Source organism: Nitrososphaerales archaeon, from assembly GCA_032906765.1.
Taxonomy (GTDB): Archaea; Thermoproteota; Nitrososphaeria; order Nitrososphaerales; family Gagatemarchaeaceae; genus DASPPF01.
On sequence record JAJTZB010000004.1, the window covers coordinates 30,118 to 47,724 of the forward strand.

Sequence of the window (17,607 nt, forward strand, 5' to 3'; positions counted from 1 at the left end):
CGCCAGTATCCTCTCCCTGAAGGACAGATTTCAGGACCTCTCGTGGGCTCGGCCCACCAGCTCGTCCAAGCCCGAAACGCCCTTCCTTTCCATGTATGATGTTATGCCCAAATTGACCTCGTTGAATATGTCGTACCTCTGCAGCGTCGCAGTTCCTATCTGCACCGCGCTCGCTCCCGCCAGGATGAACTGCACCGCATGCTCCCAGGTCGAGACCCCACCGCAGCCCATTATCGGGACGTCCAAACTTCTGTGTAACTCGTACACGCAGCGGAGGGCGATGGGCCTGATCGCGCCTCCAGACAGCCCTCCGAACACGTTCGAGAGGCCGGGCCTTTCAGACTCGATGTCGATGGTCATCGCCCTTACGGTGTTTGTCGCCGTGAGGCCATCCGCCCCTGCGTCCACCGCTGCCCTTGCTACTTCGAGCAGCTTCTCCGTGTTCGGAGATAGTTTCACGAAGACATTCTTCGAAGTCCTTCTCTTCACCAATTTGACGACATCCGCCACAAGCTCCGGGTCGTGGCCCACCTCCGTGCCGACGCCCTCGACGTGCGGGCAGCTGAGGTTCAGCTCGTACGCCAAGAAGTTGTTCCCGTCCAGAGCCGAGACGACGCCTCCGAACTCTCCGCCGGACGCGCCGAAGACAGAGACGATCAGCGGGGGCGACCTTGCCTTGACGCTTGCGAGCTCCCGCGCGAATGCCTCCGCCCCAGGGTTGGGCAGGCCAACTGCGTTCACGAGCCCAGAATCTGTCGTCGCTGTGACAGGGTCGGCGTATCCCTCCCTCCGCCTAGGCCCGACAGATTTGGTCACCGCCGCTCCCGCGCCCAGCCTCAGCGCTTCTAACGTCCGGAGGAGAGAGGGGCCCTGGACCCCGGACGCAAGCACAGTGGGGTTCTCGAGCTTCAGATTTCCCACGGTAGCCTCGAGGGCGGTTATGCTCAATCCGCAGTCAGCTCCCCGCTGCGCATCTGGCGCAGCGCAGCTTCGTAGTCCTTCTTTGTGACTTCGCCTTCTTCCAGTAGTGATTCGAGCATCTCCTCGACCGTGACACATGCCCACAGTTTGACGCCGGCAGCCTCGAGTTTCGCGGCTCCCCCTTCCAGCCTGTCGACAAGGACCGCCGCGTCACCCACCTCGCATCCTTGGCTCCTCAGCGCCCGAACAGCGGACAGGATGCTCCCGCCGGTGGTGGCCAGGTCGTCCACCACGAGCGCCCTCCAGGACGGCCTGAGCGCACCCTCGACCCTCCTCCCGAGACCATGGCTCTTTTCATCGCTCCTGACGTACACCATCGGCTTGCCCAGCTGCATGGCCAGCGGAGAAGCGAAGGCCAGCCCTGCAGTGGCCACCCCGGCGACGGCATCGAATCCTCCCGGTCCCAACGTGTCGGCCAGGGCGCGATAGGAGTCAATCACCGAGGCGTAGACCTCGGGGTAGCTGGGGACGATGCGCAGGTCCAGATAGTAGGAACTGCTCTTCCCGCTGGTGAGTGTGAACCTCCCGAAGCGCAGCGCCCCTATTCTGAACAGGGCAGCGGCAAGAGACCTCTTGTCCATGCTCCTATGCATTCGACTCCCTGTTCATCGGCCAGGTCGTCGTTCCCCTTATGTCCGCAGCCCCGAGCACGAACTGCGTCACGCGGTTCATGCCGATTCCGCAGCCCGAATGCCTGACGCCTCCCTTCTCCTTGTAGAAGTCGAGGTACCAGCCGAAGTCGGCAAGCGTCCCTCCCTTCTCCCGCAGAAGCCGGAACATCGACGACTCAGATAGTCTGCTGGTGAGCTTCTCGTAGTCGTACTCCCTCTCCGCAGCGCCCACGGCCTCCCCGCTGAACGGCAGGATGAGGTCCGCGCTGTCCACCAAGTCGGGGTTTCCCGAGTTCTCCTTCATGTTGAAGAACTTGATGCTCTTTGGGTAGTGCGTCACGAACAGGGGTGTGTTCCCGAAGTACTTGGCGAGCAGCTTCTCGTGCGCGCTCTTCAGGTCATCCCCCCACTTGACGCCTGTCTCCGCCAGCAGTTCGACGGCGTCAGTGTAGGTGATCTTCTTGAAGGGCGGCCTGATTTCGCGAAGCCTCTCGATGTCTGCCCCGAGTAGCTTAAGGTCCTCCTCCCTTGCCCGGAGCGCTTCCGCCACCATCGAGGTGATCGTGCCTTCCACGTGCCTGAGGAGCTCGTTGAAACCCCCCATGAACTCGATCTCGACAAGGGTGAACTCGACGAGGTGCCTGTCGTCCACGTCGGACTCTGCCCGGAAGCTCGGGCCCGCAGCCCACACTTTGTCCAGATATGGAGTAAGCACCTCAAGATAGAGCTGGCCAGTCTGGGCGAGGTACCTTCTCTCGCCGAAGAAGTCTACCTCGAACATCGTGTTGATGTTCTCGCAGGCACCCGTGGCCTTGGTTATGTGAGGGACGACGACTTCGGTGAAGCCTTTGCTCTCGAAATACTTCCTGCCGCCCGAGAGAAGAGCCGCCTCAATTCTTGCGATGGCCTGAAGACGCGGGTCTTCAAAGACCTTGAAACGGTCAAAAGTTTTCGTCAGCTGGTCCGGAGACGCCTCGTTCCGGGCCTGGGTTTCAGTTGGCTTGTCGCTGGCTTGGATGAGAACCCGCACCTAATTGAGCGGAAGTTCAGATATAAGCTTTAGAGCACTTTTTTCGTAGTCTGTGCGAATTGTCCGTCGTGGCGTTAATTTTAGCGTCGGCCTCCCTTCGGTTCCCCTGTTGGGAGTCGAATCGGCCCTGTAACTCGCACACCTCGATTCAAGTCGGGTTGTTCAGAGACCAGAACACCTCGTTCTGAACCCAAGGATTATCCCATGTTGATCTCATAGTATGCCCGAAGAAGATGTCCAACGCAACAGGCAAGGGAACACAGACGCTGATAGCTGTGGGCGTAATCGTCTTAATTGCGCTCCTGGCCACCCAGACCTATGCACTAGTCGTAGCTGGGCCATGGACAGGCGGTAGCACGAGCAGCAGGACAGTATCCGTCTCGGGAACAGGCCAGGTCGAGATTCAACCAGACAGGGCGACCCTCACGATAGGGGTGCTGACCCAAGCAACCACAGCGCAGACAGCCGTCCAAGAGAATGCGAACACGATGAGCAACGTGATATCTGCGCTCGAGGGCATGGGCATAAGCAACAGCAGCGTCCAGACGACGTCCTACAACATCTATCCGCTGACGAGCTATGGCAACGGGACTCAGAAGGTCACTGGATACCAAGTGACTAACGAGGTGACTGTGACCGTGGTGGCTTCTGGCCAGAGCCTGGGCCAGCTTGGGGCGAGAGCGGGACAGGTGATTGACACGGCTGCCTCTCAGGGAGCAAACGAAATCTACGGAATTCAGTTTACTGCCTCGGAGAGCGCACTCCAGCAGGCCCAGCAGACTGCACTCAAGCAGGCTGGGCAGAACGCGTCGCAGCAGGCTCACATACTCGCGTCAGCCATGGGCGTCAGCATCACCGGCGTCGCCTCTGCGACGTCTAGCCCCACATATACCTCGCCGGTCTACTTCGCCGCGGTATCGGCGCTGGCAGCGGCAACACCGATAGTTTCGCCTCAGTCACTGACAGTCACCGCAATGGTTCAGGCTGTCTACTCAATCGGCTGAACCCCCGGTTCGGGGCGTCGGCCGGTCTTTTTTCTATCCGCTCAGCAGGCCTGCTACTTCTTTCCTCAGGGTCGGTCTGAGCCGCTCGAGCCTTGCCTCGAATGTGTTGTCGAACCGAATCGAGCCATCTGAAGTCGCGAGTGCGACGCCGCCGGCCGTCTTCAAGTCCTCCTCGCTAGCGGTCAGCTTGACGTGTTCTCGGCTCAGCTGTCTGAGCAACTCAGACACTGCATTCCTGTCTTTAGAACTGCATGAGACAACGGCGTTGGGACCGATGGCCTGCACCCCTTCGTCAATGAGCCTAGCCAACGCGTCCTCATAGCGCTTCTCGTCGAGCCTGGAAACCTTCGAGACTGCGTCAGCTACTGCCTCGTTGACTGCCTTCTCGAGGACTTTCAGCCTGGCGTTCCTCGCCTCCAGCTCGGCAGCGCCCGTGATCCGCCTCTTCAGCGCTTCCGCCTGCTTCACGCTTGTCTCGAGAATCTTGGAGACCTCCTCCTTTGCCTCCCTCTTCGCTGCGCTAATCAGGGCGAGGGACTGTTCCCTTCCTTCCTGCAGGTCTGCCAGAACCTCCCCCTCGAACTCGTTTGACACCTTCTGTAGTGTGTCGCCTGAAGCTTTGCTCAGTCCAATCAGACTCCCAGAATCGACCTCAGCATCGCCCTGTACTCGACCTTCTCCGCCTTGCTGCCGGGTCCCGGCACCTCGTAGATGAGCGGCACCGCCTTTTTCGTCCTCACGGTCGTCAGCTGGTCTCTGATTGGCTTCGCCACGTCGTCACTCACCATGATCAGGCCAACGTCCGGGTCTTTGACGAGCCTCTCGATCTTCTGAAGCGCCTCGCTTGATGACGTGGCGTACTCGCCGTTGACCCCAGAGAGCACGAAGCCGGTTACGAACGCCTTGCCGCCGACAGCGACCACTTTCATCACTTCTCACCCAGCAGTCTCCGCACGACCAGCTCGCCCGCCTCCTTCTTGCGCTTGGTTATCGACTCCTCGAACTTCCTCATCTCCGTCTCTCCCGCCTTCCTTATCGAAGCTGCCTCGGCTTCCGCTTCCTTCCTAGCTGTGGCGAGCCTTTGCGCTGCTATCCTCTGCGCCTCGGCGACCGCGCCGCTCTTTGCTGCCGCGGCCCACTCGACCGCGTCCTTGATCATGCTCCTCTTTGCGTCGGTGGACTCGGCTTCGACCCTGTCGAGGGCAGCCTCGAATTCCGTGAGCGCCTTCACCGTGTCCTCAACTACCCGGCTCATAGCAGGATTGTCGCGTCTGGCACTGCGTTGCGTAATTAAAGGTTGGGCGGGGGAGATGTTGTCTCCGTCTTTGCTCACTCCTCCTCAGTGAAGCCCGCGGCAAGGAGAAGTTGCTTGCACATCTCATTACCCGCGAGTCCTTCCCATCAGACATCAGTCCCTTGCCCTCCAGATACTTCCACGCTCTGGGCCCGGAACCTAACGACGGATACCAGCGGGCCCGGTGGGGTCCGCGCCTGAATAGGTTCGAAAAGTGGATTCCAGTGTGAGCTGAAAGCTCATGATGATATTTGAAAGCCCCCCTCAAGCAGTTGAGCTTCTTCACTCGTCGTTCGATTCAAACTCAATGATTCCAGATCATTGATTTGCACGATGATGTGGGATCTGAAGGATTGAACCCCGCGGAAATCATGGCGCTCGATTCGACTGCCAAACCAATCTTCCAAGAACTAACCTCTTGTTGCTTTGGAGAGTTTCCCAGCCTTCATCCCGAGGAGAAAGGATAGTAGACCGGCCCCAGCCACAATCAGCACGGTGAAGATAGTTACTACTGCAGGAATATTGTACACAACTGTAGTCGTCGCGTCCGAACTTGTGGCTGCCGATGCGGTGGTAGAATTTCCCGACCCGTGGGGAAACGGAACGAAGAGAGTCTTCAGCATAGCGTTGTCTTGAGAATCACTTTCGGAAAAACTAGCAAGATCATCTGCTACGACAGTCAATGTGTGCGGCCCAGCTCTTACCCTATATGGATGTGAAAAAGACGATGTTATGGTTTCGCCCGCCTTCAGCGAAAGGTTCGCAGATGCGTCAACCCGTCGATAGTTACTCGACGTAGAGTTATGGTACAATGCTACAGCGAAACCTACAGCGTCACCGCTGCCGAGATTCTTCATAGTATAGGTGACGCTCACGTTGTCACCAGACTCCGGGTTTAGAGGAGTTATGGACAAGGCTATAATAGCCAAGTCCGGTAACTTGGTAGCTGACCCGCTGGTCAAATTAGTCGGACCTATCACTACCATCTTTGTATTGTTCGGTCGGGACGTAAGGGGATAGACATCAGGAAGGTATACCCCGGGGAGTACGAGCGGAGTATTTGCCCCATCAGCGAAGTCGAATGCTTCAAGCAGATTGTTTGCCGATGCGTCTCTATCTGTCAGAGCTGGGAGAGAGTACACAGTTTCTATGAATTTGAGAATAGATGTGAAGTCGCTTTGGGTGTGGTCTACGTAACCCTGTTTGGCGAAGGGAGATATTATGAGGCAGGGGACTCTGAAACCGTAACCATACTGATCTACCTGGGGCGGGGGCACATGGTCATACCAGCCTCCAGACTCATCCCATGTCAGAAAGATGGCTGTTGAGTCCCAATACCTGCTGTTCATCACCGCGTTTATCAGCGACACGACGTTTCGCTCTCCCAACGAGATATCGTAAGGCGGGTGCTCGCTCGCTTGATCCGACGATGGCATTATCCAAGTGACATCAGCAAGCGCATTGTTCGCCAGATCGGCATAGAACTGACTGGGTTCGGCCAGATTCTTAATCATCGATGGGTTCCTCTTGAACGAGTCAAAACCCGGGAGAGGATTCCATCCGTTGAGCTGAGAATGACTTCCAGCGTAATACTTCCAAGAGACGTGATTCTGATCAAGCTCATCAACTATTGTCTTGAAAGTGAAATTGGCATTAAGCACCCGCCTAACGAGACCACCGGATTGCCCAGCTATGAGGTACAGGTGATTTGGCATGCTGGGGGCCATAACTGATGTGTAGAAGTTATCAAGGAGAACGAATCGAGTGGCGTAATCCCAGTAGTATGGAATTTGGTGGTAGTCAAAGTATCCCATCGTAAGGTTTGACCCAGAGGCGTAGACGAAACCGTCCATCTTTCCATCGTGGTACGCTACGTGTTCGCACTCCCACCCATGACAGAGATCGTGAGAAACGGTGGTTCCATTGATGTGGAAGGGCTTGACGAGATTGCTTGACCCGCTTGACTCTGGCAGGGCGATGTTGGCACCGAGCCCGTTCGCTCCTGGGTAAGTTCCGAAGTAATTGTCGAACGAATGATTCTCCTCCATTATGACGATTGTGTGCTTTATTGGAAGAGCGTTTGTGCCGGCCGTAGTCGAAGTCAGGAACGAGAAATTTGAGATGAGCAGTAGGCCAGCAACCAAGATTGACTTGGTGGTTTTTTGAGTGTCCACCCTCAAGTACCATTGGCCGTTCGTGAAGGTGAATTTATTGATTCCTAAGACTCGAGTCTTCCAATAGAAATTGTGAATCCCACATCCATTCACAGGAAATTTGCTACAAACGAGTCTAATTAGAAAATATCTCATGAGTAACCCGACCCCCATGCGTAGTCAGAGCGTAGAACCGTGCGGGGGGCCCTCGCCTGGATGTCAGGATTATTCGGTTCACTTGGTTACTTCTGATGCTCCTGGCTGCTTTGCTTGATGACCTTCTCATGACCTCCATGAGCCAAGGCCTGATCTGCTCACTTTTCCTCTGGTAACGTTGGTTTCAGAAGCCCCAGCATATTCGTGAATCGATTTGGAGGGCGTGCCGCTTGTTGGGGAGGAATCCCGAATTCAGTGTGAACCTGGTAATCGTCCTACGCGATTGGATGGCCTTCAATGACTAGGTCGGGAAGTGGGGCTACCTTCCTGAGGTAGTCTGCGTCTTCGAGAATCACGAGATGGTGGGCGACTCGGAGGAGACCTATTTCATTTGACCCCATGGGTATGGGCGTCATCGAGTTGACCGGCACCCCCTCACAGCCTTTGACGCTCCGCTCTCTTCCCCTTTTTGACCCAGATTGTGGAACGACCACTAAACGCTCGGCCTATGAAGTCAATTTCAGGATTGCCCTGGCGACCTCTCCGTCGGACTCCTCGAGCGCGGCCACAGCCTTCTCCCTCGGGACGTTTGCCTGCTGCTGGACGAGAAGGATGTCCTCCTCGTTGAAGGACTCCTTCTCCACCTCTACCTCCTCCACCTCGCCCATCACCTGGAAGACCCTGTTTCCCTGGGCGTTCACTTCGGAGACTGACGCGTTCTTGATGTGCATCTCTTTGTCGGACGTGCGGATCACTACCTCCTCGACGTTTGGTATCTCCTTCATGTTGATGCCCATCTTCTCCATCATCCTTCGGGCCTGCCTGTTGTCCATCTTCATCGCGTCAAACCCTCTCTGACCTTCACCGCGACCCCTGACTTAAACTGTGGTATGTATGCCCCGTTCATGGTGGCCCTTCCCACGCCGATGACCTTGCCTGCCCTGTCAAGGATTGCCACCTCACCCTTCGGGACGACCCTCTTGCCCGCCTTTGTGACGAACTTGCAGAAGACGGACTTGCCGCCCTGCACGAACGGAACGGCATCTTCGTTCACAGTCACGCAGTTCTCCGAGAAGGACCGCTTCCTGGCAAGTGTCGAAGCACCGTATATCGAGAGTGCTATCGAACCGTTAGGCCTCACGGTGGCGTAGAGCTTCGACCCGTGGAAGACGAGCTTGACCCTGCCGGACCTTCTTGAGTAGACCAGCTTCACGTCTTCCTTCGGCAGCGCCCCGCTGACGCCTCTACCGAATAAGTAGTCCACCATTATCGAGAGCCGCCGCTTTTCGTCCACGAGCTGCAAGCATCCGACGTGACCCGAGTGCGAGTATTAAGCTCTGGGCCGCGCGACGTTGCACCGCTTAAATAACAAGAGTGGAGGAGCGCCGCTGCTTGGCAGACCCGATAGTGCTCACAGTCTTGGCCTACGCGCACGTCCTGTCCGCGGTGGGCTGGCTCGGCAGTGCTTTGCTCAGCATGTTCGTGCTGCTCCCAGGACTGGGGACGCTCTCCCAGCCAGCCAAGGGCGAGTTCACGGTGAAGGTCATGCCGGGAATCCTCAGGTTCATCATGATTACAGGGGGCTCGACGATTGTCTTCGGGCTGGCCCTACTCTACGTCACGGTGGACGGCGATTTCTCACAACTTGCGCCTGCAAGCACCTTCGGCGCGTCCATCAGCGCTGGGATGACCATCGCGCTGATAGCTTTCGTCTTGGGGCTGGCGGTGACCACCCCGAACTTCAGGAAGATTATTCGCATCGTAAAGGAGATGGGCGAGAAGGGAGCGCAGGAGTCTCCCCCCGAGCTCGGAAAGTACCTCGCTAGGTCGAGGGCTCTCGGAACCGTGAACGTCCTCCTCCTGCTGGTTGCCTTGGGGCTCATGGTCGCAGCAGGATTCTACTGACCGTCGGCCAGCCAAGCAGTAGTGCTTATCCCGAAGCTTCAGGACGGTCGGAAAGGCACATTGGTCTCGTCTGGGGGAAACTACTCATGACCCGCGCGCTGCTGATTCACTACCCAGACAAGTACGTGGCAGAGGAGGCGCGTGCGCTTGCCGAGGCGGCCGGATACGAGCCGGTGGCTGCGCTTACCCAGAAGTATCTGGAACGCGCGAAGTATGGTGTAGGGGAAGGAAAGGCGGAGGAGGCGGCCCGACTTGTCAGAGAATCGGGTGTCGAGATGGTCCTGTTCGACGGCAGGCTCAACGCATCGCAGACCTACAACCTCGCCAAGCTCTGCAAGGTCGAGGTGAAGGACAGGGAGAAGTTGATACTCGAGATCTTCGCAAAGAGGGCATCGACCGCTGAGGCGAAACTCCAGGTGGAGCTGGCGGAGTTGAAGTACGAGCTGCCCAGGGCGCGGGACAAAGTTCGCATGGCGAAAGCGGAGGAGCAGCCGGGCTTCTTCGGCCTCGGCAAGTACGAGGTAGACGTCTACGTCAGGATGATGAAGAGGAGGATGGCGACCCTCAAGAAGAAGGTCGACGAAGTGAGCGGCCGACGGGACCTGCTGAAGTACCGCAGGGAGAGGACTGGCTACCGCACCGTGGCGATAGCAGGATACACCGGTGCGGGCAAGACAACGCTGTTCAACAGGATCACCGGCGAGGCCAAGCAAGTGGACGCGGGCGTCTTCACGACCCTGAGCCCGACGACGAGGGGCATCTACATTGGGAAGGAGAGGGTTCTCTTCTCAGACACTGTTGGTTTCATCAATAGGCTGCCCACATTTCTGATCGAGGCTTTCAAGTCGACACTCGAGGAGGTGTCGTACGCGACCCTAGTCTTGCTCCTCGTCGATGCCAGCCAGCCGCTTGAGAAGATGACAACTGCATACAACAGTTGCGTGGAGACGCTGGCAGAGCTGGGCGTTCCAGAGACGAGGATCCTCACGGCGATGAACAAGGCCGACCTGGTGGGCGACGAAGAACTGGGGGAGAAGATGTGGAGCACAGGGGTGAAGGACGCGTGCATCGTCTCCGCAGCGACTGGGAGGGGATTCCAAGAGCTTCTCGGCGGGATAGCCTCAAGGCTGTACAGCCGACTGGAAGGGGAGGTATGGGGCGTAGTTGAGCAGAGCTGAGAAAAGCATTAAGGTCCTGAGGGTGGGGCAGAGGTATGTGAGGGACGACAGGACGTTGACTCACCTCTGCCTTGTCTCGAGGGCGCTCGGCGCTGAGGCCATCTTCCTCGACGATGTCGAGAAGGACATCCTGGGCACCGTTGAAGAAGTGAACAAGACGTGGGGCGGCAAGTTCGAGGTGGTCGTCGGAAGGCCATGGAAGAGTGTGCTTGGGGAGGCCAAGCGAGAGGGTAGAAAGGTGGTGCATCTTACGATGTACGGGCTCCCGCTCCAGGAGAAGATTGCGGAGCTGAGGGGCCTCGACAGGTTGCTCATCGTGGTAGGAGGGCCGAAGGTGCCAGGTCAGGTCTACCACTCGGCGGACTACAACATCGCGGTGACGTCGCAGCCCCACTCGGAGATAGCTGCCCTCGCAATTACTCTGCATGAGGTTCAGAGTGGAGAAGAGCTTAAGAGGAACTTTGGCAAAAGCAAACTACGAATAGTCCCCTCGGCTGGGGGCAAGAGAGTTATCGAGAATTGAAGATAGAGTACGAGGACACTTTCGTCAAGGTCGCTGGCCTCATTGGGGGACAGGATTACGTGAGGGTGGCGAGGGCGCTCCTCAACAACGAGAACGCTACGGACGAGGAGATAGCGTCAGCGACTGGGCTGAAGATCAAGACAGTCAGGAAGGCGCTCTACTACCTGTTCGGGAGGAGCCTGATCACCGGAGTGAGGGTGAGAGACCCCAAGAGGGGCTGGTTCGTCTACAGGTGGAAGGCCCAGAGGGACCAGACCGACGGCTTCATCCAGACCCAGAGAAAGAAGGTCCTGAACAGGCTGAAGCAGAGGCTCGACTACGAGGAGACGCACGAGTTCTACCACTGCGGAACGCCCACGTGCCAGACGAGGACCTTCGAGGATGCGATGGAGAGTTTCTTCAAGTGCCCCACCTGCTCGAAGCCGCTCAACAGACTGAACAACGCAGAGCTGAAGTCGGCCCTGAAGTGGAAGGTAGGGCAGCTCGAAGAGGAGCTCGCCAAGTGATTCCCTCCGAGGGGGATGCGCTGGCGCTACACAAGAAGCACGGAAGCAGCGAGAGGGTAGTCAGGCACTGCCAGGCAGTAGCCAGGGTCGCGAAGATGCTGGCTGACGGGTTCGAGAGAAAAGGCGTCGGGGTAGACACCAAGGCAGTAGTCGTCGCTGCTCTCCTGCACGACTTGGGGCGGTCACGGATTCAGACGGTGAGGCATGGCGTAGAGGGGGCCGGGATAATCGAGCGCGAAGGCGTGGACAGGAAGGTAGTGGAGATTGTCAGGAAACACGTGGGTGCCGGCCTCTCCCCGGATGAGGCCAAGGCGCTGGGCCTGCCCGACCTAGACTACATCCCCAGGACGCTGGAGGAGCGGATAGTGTGCTTCGCCGACAAGATGGTCGACTCCGAAACTGTCAGGCCGTTCGAGGGAGAGGTGCGGAGGTTCACTGTCAAGAAGCACGACGTGCGGAGGCTCCTCGCGTTGGAGAAAGGATTGAGAGACGAGCTGGGCCAGGATCCGGGCAAGCTCGTTCTGGATAAGGTTAAAGAATCTCATTAGGGGCGGCGGGCCTATGCCCGCGTGCATCTGCAAGGTCTGCAGGCATAAGGCGTACGAGAGCTGCAGCAAGTGCACGTGTTGCACGTACCAGAGGGCGGCGTGCATGGAGAAACTCTAATCCGAGTAAGTGCGTCCAAAGGACGGTCGGGCCAGAGGTAAGCTTAAGGATAGATGATAGGAGCCACTCTGGACAGCGAGGTGGGGAAGCCAGGTACATCCCGGCGGGCTCATAAGACTCGCTGAGAAACCCGCAGAACGGTGGTTCAAAGGGGGATTATCCCCTGAAACTCCACCCCTCGCTACCTAATGCCGTAGAAGTCGCCGATAGTCTTGCTATTCCATTTGTGTTTCCGGTTCTTCCCACTATTGAATTCCCGTACAAAATCGACAGTCTCGCAGATTCTTCTTACGTATGATTCGTCAATCGCCACAAACCTGTTTCTCGCAGGTGCCGTGGGAAAATGGAGGAGCTTGCTTGCCAGTGGGCGCTTGACCACAAGATACGGCAACACAATTGCAATCAGTCTCTTGACTGTCGAATGGCCTTGAACGCGAACCTCCACTTGGTTCTTCCGTCGCCTTGTGCTAAAGGGTATCCTGTGTTTCCTCAAGACGGCTGTCACAAAAGGGAACCAAGCTCCTTCTTTCATCGAAATAGAAAAGACAAGGTCAAACCTCAATGCGCGTTCGTGTTGACGGTATATCGAGAGAGTGAAGCAACCTTCCCCGTCAATCAGCCCCGCAAGCCACGCCTCTTGTTCCGCCAATCAATGGAATCGTCGCTGATTTGTAATTAACCACCCCTCGCTACTCTTCCTGATGTCACGCGAATGTTTCTTTCAGCATTTTGACGATGGTCTTCGCAGACGAGCCGTCGCGGTCGAAGTCTGCGTTGTAAGCTGCGATGTCCAGGACCTTCAACTTTCCAGTGTTGCGCATGGCCTTGACGACGGCCACCGCCTGATTGACTGTCATCCCCCCTGGGGTCGGGTAGTTCACAGCAGGCATGACTGCAGGGTCGAGAACGTCCACGTCGAGGTGACAGACGAGCCAGTCCGCAGCATCTGATAGACGTTTTGCCGCCTGCCTAGCGGCTTCTGTCGCTCCCATCAGGTTCACCTTCTTCATTGTGTACAGTCCCATCGGCGACGCCCTCATCATCTCCAGCTCGGGCGGGTCAAGAGCCCTAGATCCAAGGTGGACCAGTCGGTCCTCCTGCAGCAAGGGTCTTCGGCTCTCGACCTTCTCACCGAGGGTGGGACCCCTTCCGCACGCGATGGCTAGGCACATCCCGCCGATGTATCCTGAAGGCGATGTCTTCGGAGTGTTGAAGTCGCCATGAGTGTCAATCCAGAGCATGCCAGGCTTCCCTGCGTGAGTCTCGGCCAGACCAGCTAGGGCCCCGACCGTGAGTGAGCACTCGCCACCCAAGCAGACCAGCATGTCCGGCTCTCCTAGCTCTCCAACCTTGGCGGTGATTGTCTCTGATGCGCGCATGAAATGCCCGAAGTTCTTCATCCCACCTTCCAGCGAGTCACCTTCCAGCTTCGGGATTCCCGCGTCCCCTTCGTCCCTTACAGCCCCACCCAGCGCAGGCGACAGCCCAGCCCGTCTGAGAGCCGTTGCGGAGCGCCCCATGCCGCCGTACCTCGCGAGGGTGTAGAGCGGCAGCCCGACAATTGAGACGTCCCTCATGTGGGAGGCTTTGCCTCGCTATCTATTTACGTGGCTTCCAGCCGACTGCGGGCAAGTTGACCAGAGACTCGACCAAGTCTGTCCATGAAGCTGAGCCGATTGACGAGGCTTCTGGGTCAATTGTCACCCCCATCTACCAAGTGGCCACGTTCGGGTTCTCCAAGGCAGAGGACGTCTCGAAAGCGGTGCACGGTAAGAGCGGCAGGTACGTCTATACGCGCTGGGACAACCCGACCACCTCAAGGCTGGAGCGGAAGCTCGCATCCTTCGAGCACGCCGAGGACTCGGCTTTCTTCTCCTCGGGGATGGCTGCAATCTCGACCTCGGTTCTGGCGTTCGTCAAGAAGGGAGACCACGTTGTGGCAATCCGAGACCTCTACGGAGAGACGTTCAAGCTGATGAACGGGACACTGCCCAGGTACGGGGTCGACACAACGCTCGTAGACACGACCGACTTTCAGAAGATGGAACGCGCGGTGAAGAGGAACACGAAGCTCGTCTACATCGAGAGCCCAACCAATCCGACGCTGAAGCTCGTCGACATCTCGAGGGCGGCGAAGCTGGCCCACGCCGCAGGCGCGCTGCTTCTGATCGACAACACGTTCGCGTCGCCAATCAACCAGAAGCCGCTGGAGCTCGGCGCCGACATCTCCCTCCACAGCGCGACGAAGTACCTGAACGGCCATGCAGACGTCGTTGCAGGCGCTGCGGCCGGGGGCAAGGAGAAAATCGGGGCAGTGAAGATGATGCGGAGGACGCTCGGCGGGACGCTCGACCCCCATGCCGCGTGGCTGATTCTGAGGGGAATGAAGACGATGGCTCTGAGAGTGAAGGCCTCGAACGAGAACGCCCAGGCGCTGGCCGAGTTCCTCTCGAGGCACAGGAAGGTGAAGACCGTGCACTACCCTGGGTTGAAGACGCACCCTCAGTATGGACTTGCGAAGAGGCAAATGCGCGGCTTCGGCGGGATGATGAGCTTCGAGCTGAAAGGCAACCTCCGGGACGCGATGAGATTCACGGAGAGGCTGAGGATACCCTACCTCGCTGCGAGCCTGGGTGGAGTGGAGACGCTCGTCTCCCAGCCAGCTGTGCTCAGCCACCACCAACTGACCCCCGCCCAGAGGGCCAAGACGGGCATCCCGCCGACTCTGATTCGCCTTTCGGTCGGGATAGAGGACAAGGAGGACTTGATCAAGGACTTCGAGCGAGCGCTGGCGTCGGTATGACGGAGTTGAAACGAAGCCAGTCGGCTACCGCTTTCGAGGGCTTTCCCGCGACCTCGTTCCCGTAGCGAATCAGCGGCTTCGACAGGTGCCTGTTCGCCCTCGGAGAGGCGACGTACGAACCTGTGACGAGTGTCCTTTCCCCTCTGTCGGACGCCAGTGAAAGCACGTCGATTCTCTCGACGTTGAGCACCTTGGGGTGGAGCGAGGTGGCGCGCCTCACGCCCCCGTAGGCCTTGACCTCGTCCCCCTGGCGCAGAAGCTTCGCCGCTCTGCGCAGGTCCCCAGTCGGCTCGTAAACGGCGCAGTGGCGTCTCTTATCCCCAGTGCGGAGGGTGAAGTAGAGGTGCCCCCCTTGCCCCACCTCGAGGTCCTCGACGTTCCCGACGACCCAGCCGGATGAGAAGACCTTCCAGTCGAGCTCACGCGCAAGGTGGGCTTCGGTGTGCTGGTTTGACAGGTAGACCATGTGGCCGTCCAGTTCCTCCCCTTTCCGAATCATCTCGAAGGCGCTCACGACAGTCTCAGGCGAGTCGCCGCGGATTCCTACGAAGACGGGGTCAGGACCGTGCGGGGCAATCAGCACCTTCCGCTTCTGATAGTCATAGTTGTTGAAAGTTCGCGGATAGGTCAGTCGGTCCATCTCCTTCACAGACTGCGCGTCGACAGCCCTCGGCTTTCCCCAGAATTCCTTCAGCCTGTAAGAAATCAGCTCGTAGGTGTGGTCGAAGCGCTCGTCAAAGCCAAGCGATGACGCCGCACCTACCAAACCCATGCCGTTCCCGAGCGTCATCGTTCGCACGCCGAATTCGCGCAGGAGCTTCTCGACTCTGTGGACGTTCACCAAGCCGCAGAGCGCGTCGAGGTAGAGCCCTTCGAACGGTTTGATGGACCCTAGGTCATCGAGGAAGACGACACCAGAGTTGGCCCCGCCGTCCACGTCGGAGAGTTCGGAAACCTTGGAACAGATGCGCCGAAATGCACGTTCGGAGTCGGCTGTCTCAATCGACAGGCAGACGGCCGCGTTGCCCCTGGTCTTGAAAGGGATGTTGGGGTTCAGCCGCACGAGTCTCGGGTACGGCAGGACCCTGAGGTCGTCCCGGAGGTCGGCGGCGATTCTGTACGCGAGGTAGGTGGTGCAATAGCCAGCGGAAGAGTCTGTGTCGTCGAGGCCGACGAAGCATTTCAACGGGAATCGGAGACGGGTTGAGCTATTTTAGTTTGGGGAGGCCTAATGCTGCTAGGCTTCCACGACGATCATAGTGAGCGTGCTTCGAACCTTGTCGAGGCGTCGGATGTTCCAAGTGATGGTCTCCTTGACCTTGTCCATCGTGTCTGCTTCGACCCTGGCCACGATGTCGTAGACTCCATAGACCACATAGACGTCCTTGACGTTCTGAATCGCCTTTAGCTTCTTCAGCAGGTCTTCCTCAGCGCCAAGGTCAGCATTGATCAAAACAAAGGCCATCGGCATCTCTAATTCGCTGCCTCTCGCGCTTCTATCGTAGCGTGTAGTAATAACCGTTGCTGCTTTTATCTTCCGAAGCACTCCATTGATGTGCCGAAGTATCGTTCGTGGGGACAGGTTGGTGGATACTTCGATGGTGATGGAACAATTAGTTTCTCAGACACGACCAACCAGCCATACAAGCTGAGTCTGTCACTCATCTTTGTTGACCAATCAGTCGACCAGATTAGGAACGTCAGGGAGTTTCTGATTCGAAATGGTGTGAAGCCTGGTAACGTGCTGAAGATGTCAATGGGAAATGCGTACATGGTGGCGGTAAGCCAGTTAGATTCGGTCGAGCAGACCTTGAGGTACATGCTGCCTTATCTGTGCAAGAAGGCCAACGAAGCGCGGGCCGCTTTGGACTATTACGAAGGTAGGATTACGGGTAACCAGCTGGCCCTGGTCTTCCGAAACGAAGTCGAAGCTGGCAGGCGAGAACGACGTAACAGAAAAGTCCCCATTGACGTACCATACAAGCGCCCCGAGGGTGACCGATTGATGAAGCAACTTCGCAATGATAGGCTCAGAGACGCATTCGGAAGATTCAGGGCCAAGGTGACGCCGAGAGATTACGAGAAAATCAGAAGAGAACACTTTGACAGAGGCAAACGGCTGTGTGACCTAACGAAAGAGTACCCTCAGTATGCGAGAGAGACGATCCGCAGGGTCCTCGGCGGAGGTCGGGGCTACGTCCTGGTCAAAGGAAGAGGGCGGGTCAACGCGAGCGACAACAGATAAAGGGGGCAGAAAGGACTCGGCGATTTGGCCCGGGCAGAGTGATGAACCTCTTCGCAATCGAGATGGGCCAGGACGACCCAACGAAGTGCACGGCGCGGAAGATGATTCACATGGAGATGGTCAAGGGCGTCAGTCGAAAGTTCCACGCCTCCGACAGCACAATAGTGCTCAACCCGTACGCGCACAGGGTCCTCTCGCCTCCCGACAGCAGCGCAAAGGGAATCTTGGTCGTGGACTGCTCCTGGAACTTGGCACAGGAGGTCTTCTTCAAGAGGCTGGGCGGTAAGCACAGGAGGCTGCCCATCCTGCTGGCCGGAAACCCGATAAACTACGCGAGGCCAGGAGTGCTCAGCTCCCTCGAGGCGTTGGCCGCGGCGTTGTACATCCTAGGCGAGGTGGAGGAGGCGGAGCGCTACCTGTCAATCTATAAGTGGGGCCCGACCTTCGAGACACTGAACAAGGAGCCGCTCGAGGACTACAGGAAGTCGAGGACTGAGGGCAAGGTCCTTCAGCGCGAGCGGGAGTACTTTCCGCAGCTCTTCGAGCGCTGAA

The 17,607-nt window shown here is 57.8% G+C and carries 23 protein-coding genes and 1 tRNA gene; 10 read left to right on the forward strand and 14 right to left on the reverse strand.

The genetic code is table 11. The annotated features are described in order from the left end of the window. Nucleotides 1–30: 30 nt before the first annotated feature. Genes LYZ69_05160 through LYZ69_05170 form a run of 3 tightly spaced genes read right to left on the reverse strand, consistent with a single transcriptional unit; the run spans nucleotide 31 to nucleotide 2,622 of the window. Nucleotides 31–948: a dihydroorotate dehydrogenase gene (locus LYZ69_05160; protein ID MDV3277839.1), complete on the reverse strand. Its 918-nt coding sequence runs from the start codon at nucleotides 946–948 to the stop codon at nucleotides 31–33. Then, nucleotides 945–1,562, reverse strand: a complete 618-nt coding sequence (gene pyrE, locus LYZ69_05165; protein MDV3277840.1) for an orotate phosphoribosyltransferase — start codon at nucleotides 1,560–1,562, stop codon at nucleotides 945–947. Before pyrE ends, LYZ69_05160 begins: the two co-directional genes overlap by 4 nt. A gap of 4 nt (nucleotides 1,563–1,566) precedes the next feature. Continuing rightward, nucleotides 1,567–2,622 (reverse strand): hypothetical protein, encoded by a 1,056-nt coding sequence (locus LYZ69_05170; protein MDV3277841.1) that lies wholly within the window; start codon nucleotides 2,620–2,622, stop codon nucleotides 1,567–1,569. Between the two features lie 233 nt (nucleotides 2,623–2,855). Between LYZ69_05170 and LYZ69_05175 the strand changes: the two genes are divergently transcribed. Beyond that, a complete protein-coding gene (locus LYZ69_05175) occupies nucleotides 2,856–3,626 on the forward strand; it encodes an SIMPL domain-containing protein (protein MDV3277842.1) in 771 nt (256 codons plus the stop codon). A 33-nt stretch (nucleotides 3,627–3,659) separates the two neighbouring features. On the opposite strand, the gene LYZ69_05180 is transcribed toward LYZ69_05175, so the two are convergent. The 7 genes from LYZ69_05180 to LYZ69_05210 all read right to left on the reverse strand — a co-directional run bounded on the left by LYZ69_05180 (nucleotide 3,660) and on the right by LYZ69_05210 (nucleotide 8,523). Continuing rightward, nucleotides 3,660–4,220 carry a hypothetical protein gene (locus LYZ69_05180; protein MDV3277843.1) on the reverse strand — a complete coding sequence of 187 codons (561 nt, stop codon included), beginning with the start codon at nucleotides 4,218–4,220 and terminating at the stop codon, nucleotides 3,660–3,662. Between the two features lie 38 nt (nucleotides 4,221–4,258). Continuing rightward, complete coding sequence (locus LYZ69_05185) at nucleotides 4,259–4,555, reverse strand: V-type ATP synthase subunit F (protein MDV3277844.1); 297 nt, start codon at nucleotides 4,553–4,555, stop codon at nucleotides 4,259–4,261. Beyond that, on the reverse strand, nucleotides 4,555–4,881 hold the full coding sequence (locus tag LYZ69_05190) for a hypothetical protein (protein ID MDV3277845.1): 327 nt from the start codon (nucleotides 4,879–4,881) through the stop codon (nucleotides 4,555–4,557). Before LYZ69_05190 ends, LYZ69_05185 begins: the two co-directional genes overlap by 1 nt. Before the next feature lie 449 nt (nucleotides 4,882–5,330). Then, the gene (locus LYZ69_05195) at nucleotides 5,331–7,094 is read right to left on the reverse strand and encodes a hypothetical protein (protein MDV3277846.1); all 1,764 of its coding nucleotides are present in this window, start codon (nucleotides 7,092–7,094) and stop codon (nucleotides 5,331–5,333) included. Between the two features lie 410 nt (nucleotides 7,095–7,504). Further along, a complete protein-coding gene (locus LYZ69_05200) occupies nucleotides 7,505–7,723 on the reverse strand; it encodes a hypothetical protein (protein ID MDV3277847.1) in 219 nt (72 codons plus the stop codon). A gap of 12 nt (nucleotides 7,724–7,735) precedes the next feature. Beyond that, the gene (locus LYZ69_05205; GenBank protein ID MDV3277848.1) at nucleotides 7,736–8,068 is read right to left on the reverse strand and encodes a transcription factor; all 333 of its coding nucleotides are present in this window, start codon (nucleotides 8,066–8,068) and stop codon (nucleotides 7,736–7,738) included. Further along, nucleotides 8,065–8,523, reverse strand: a complete 459-nt coding sequence (locus tag LYZ69_05210; protein ID MDV3277849.1) for a hypothetical protein — start codon at nucleotides 8,521–8,523, stop codon at nucleotides 8,065–8,067. Before LYZ69_05210 ends, LYZ69_05205 begins: the two co-directional genes overlap by 4 nt. 98 nt (nucleotides 8,524–8,621) lie before the next feature. Here LYZ69_05210 and LYZ69_05215 point away from each other — a divergent pair, with 98 nt between their 5' ends. The 6 genes from LYZ69_05215 (at nucleotide 8,622) to LYZ69_05240 (ending at nucleotide 12,191) form a co-directional block, all read left to right on the forward strand. After that, nucleotides 8,622–9,134, forward strand: coding sequence for a hypothetical protein (locus LYZ69_05215; protein ID MDV3277850.1), 513 nt, complete (start codon nucleotides 8,622–8,624; stop codon nucleotides 9,132–9,134). A gap of 86 nt (nucleotides 9,135–9,220) precedes the next feature. Next, a complete protein-coding gene (hflX, locus tag LYZ69_05220) occupies nucleotides 9,221–10,312 on the forward strand; it encodes a GTPase HflX (GenBank protein MDV3277851.1) in 1,092 nt (363 codons plus the stop codon). Further along, entirely contained in the window at nucleotides 10,299–10,835 is a 537-nt protein-coding gene (locus tag LYZ69_05225; protein MDV3277852.1) for a tRNA (cytidine(56)-2'-O)-methyltransferase, read from the forward strand. The genes hflX and LYZ69_05225 overlap by 14 nt, the downstream gene beginning before the upstream one ends. After that, nucleotides 10,832–11,341, forward strand: a complete 510-nt coding sequence (locus tag LYZ69_05230; GenBank protein MDV3277853.1) for a transcription factor — start codon at nucleotides 10,832–10,834, stop codon at nucleotides 11,339–11,341. Before LYZ69_05225 ends, LYZ69_05230 begins: the two co-directional genes overlap by 4 nt. Continuing rightward, entirely contained in the window at nucleotides 11,338–11,889 is a 552-nt protein-coding gene (locus LYZ69_05235) for an HDIG domain-containing protein (GenBank protein MDV3277854.1), read from the forward strand. Before LYZ69_05230 ends, LYZ69_05235 begins: the two co-directional genes overlap by 4 nt. Nucleotides 11,890–12,081: 192 nt before the next feature. Next, a tRNA-Met gene (locus tag LYZ69_05240) sits at nucleotides 12,082–12,191 on the forward strand. On the opposite strand, the gene LYZ69_05245 is transcribed toward LYZ69_05240, so the two are convergent. Both LYZ69_05245 and LYZ69_05250 read right to left on the reverse strand, forming a co-directional pair. Further along, the gene (locus tag LYZ69_05245; GenBank protein MDV3277855.1) at nucleotides 12,189–12,656 is read right to left on the reverse strand and encodes an LAGLIDADG family homing endonuclease; all 468 of its coding nucleotides are present in this window, start codon (nucleotides 12,654–12,656) and stop codon (nucleotides 12,189–12,191) included. The two genes, LYZ69_05240 and LYZ69_05245, sit on opposite strands and share 3 nt — an antisense overlap. Nucleotides 12,657–12,711: 55 nt before the next feature. Next, nucleotides 12,712–13,584 carry an arginase family protein gene (locus tag LYZ69_05250; GenBank protein ID MDV3277856.1) on the reverse strand — a complete coding sequence of 291 codons (873 nt, stop codon included), beginning with the start codon at nucleotides 13,582–13,584 and terminating at the stop codon, nucleotides 12,712–12,714. Between the two features lie 56 nt (nucleotides 13,585–13,640). Between LYZ69_05250 and LYZ69_05255 the strand changes: the two genes are divergently transcribed. After that, nucleotides 13,641–14,810: a PLP-dependent aspartate aminotransferase family protein gene (locus LYZ69_05255; GenBank protein MDV3277857.1), complete on the forward strand. Its 1,170-nt coding sequence runs from the start codon at nucleotides 13,641–13,643 to the stop codon at nucleotides 14,808–14,810. Here the strand turns inward: LYZ69_05255 and LYZ69_05260 are convergent. Together LYZ69_05260 and LYZ69_05265 are read right to left on the reverse strand one after the other, a co-directional pair. Beyond that, nucleotides 14,776–15,996: a tRNA(Ile)(2)-agmatinylcytidine synthase gene (locus LYZ69_05260; protein ID MDV3277858.1), complete on the reverse strand. Its 1,221-nt coding sequence runs from the start codon at nucleotides 15,994–15,996 to the stop codon at nucleotides 14,776–14,778. The two genes, LYZ69_05255 and LYZ69_05260, sit on opposite strands and share 35 nt — an antisense overlap. A 51-nt stretch (nucleotides 15,997–16,047) precedes the next feature. Then, nucleotides 16,048–16,281: an Lrp/AsnC ligand binding domain-containing protein gene (locus LYZ69_05265; protein MDV3277859.1), complete on the reverse strand. Its 234-nt coding sequence runs from the start codon at nucleotides 16,279–16,281 to the stop codon at nucleotides 16,048–16,050. Nucleotides 16,282–16,365: 84 nt separating this feature from the next. On the opposite strand from LYZ69_05265, the gene LYZ69_05270 reads away from it, so the two are divergent. After that, a complete protein-coding gene (locus tag LYZ69_05270; GenBank protein MDV3277860.1) occupies nucleotides 16,366–17,055 on the forward strand; it encodes a hypothetical protein in 690 nt (229 codons plus the stop codon). Nucleotides 17,056–17,096: 41 nt separating this feature from the next. After that, entirely contained in the window at nucleotides 17,097–17,606 is a 510-nt protein-coding gene (locus tag LYZ69_05275; GenBank protein ID MDV3277861.1) for a DUF367 family protein, read from the forward strand. Nucleotide 17,607 lies beyond the last annotated feature (1 nt).

Bases quoted from the DNA above. Each gene is read 5' to 3' on its own strand.
- LYZ69_05275 (MDV3277861.1), top strand. From the start codon at position 17,097: ATGAACCTCTTCGCAATCGAGATGGGCCAGGACGACCCAACGAAGTGC.
- LYZ69_05175 (MDV3277842.1), top strand. From the start codon at position 2,856: ATGTCCAACGCAACAGGCAAGGGAACACAGACGCTGATAGCTGTGGGC.
- LYZ69_05190 (MDV3277845.1), bottom strand. From the start codon at position 4,881: ATGAGCCGGGTAGTTGAGGACACGGTGAAGGCGCTCACGGAATTCGAG.
- LYZ69_05265 (MDV3277859.1), bottom strand. From the start codon at position 16,281: ATGCCGATGGCCTTTGTTTTGATCAATGCTGACCTTGGCGCTGAGGAA.
- hflX (MDV3277851.1), top strand. From the start codon at position 9,221: ATGACCCGCGCGCTGCTGATTCACTACCCAGACAAGTACGTGGCAGAG.
- pyrE (MDV3277840.1), bottom strand. From the start codon at position 1,562: ATGGACAAGAGGTCTCTTGCCGCTGCCCTGTTCAGAATAGGGGCGCTG.
- LYZ69_05205 (MDV3277848.1), bottom strand. From the start codon at position 8,068: ATGAAGATGGACAACAGGCAGGCCCGAAGGATGATGGAGAAGATGGGC.
- LYZ69_05250 (MDV3277856.1), bottom strand. From the start codon at position 13,584: ATGAGGGACGTCTCAATTGTCGGGCTGCCGCTCTACACCCTCGCGAGG.
- LYZ69_05185 (MDV3277844.1), bottom strand. From the start codon at position 4,555: ATGAAAGTGGTCGCTGTCGGCGGCAAGGCGTTCGTAACCGGCTTCGTG.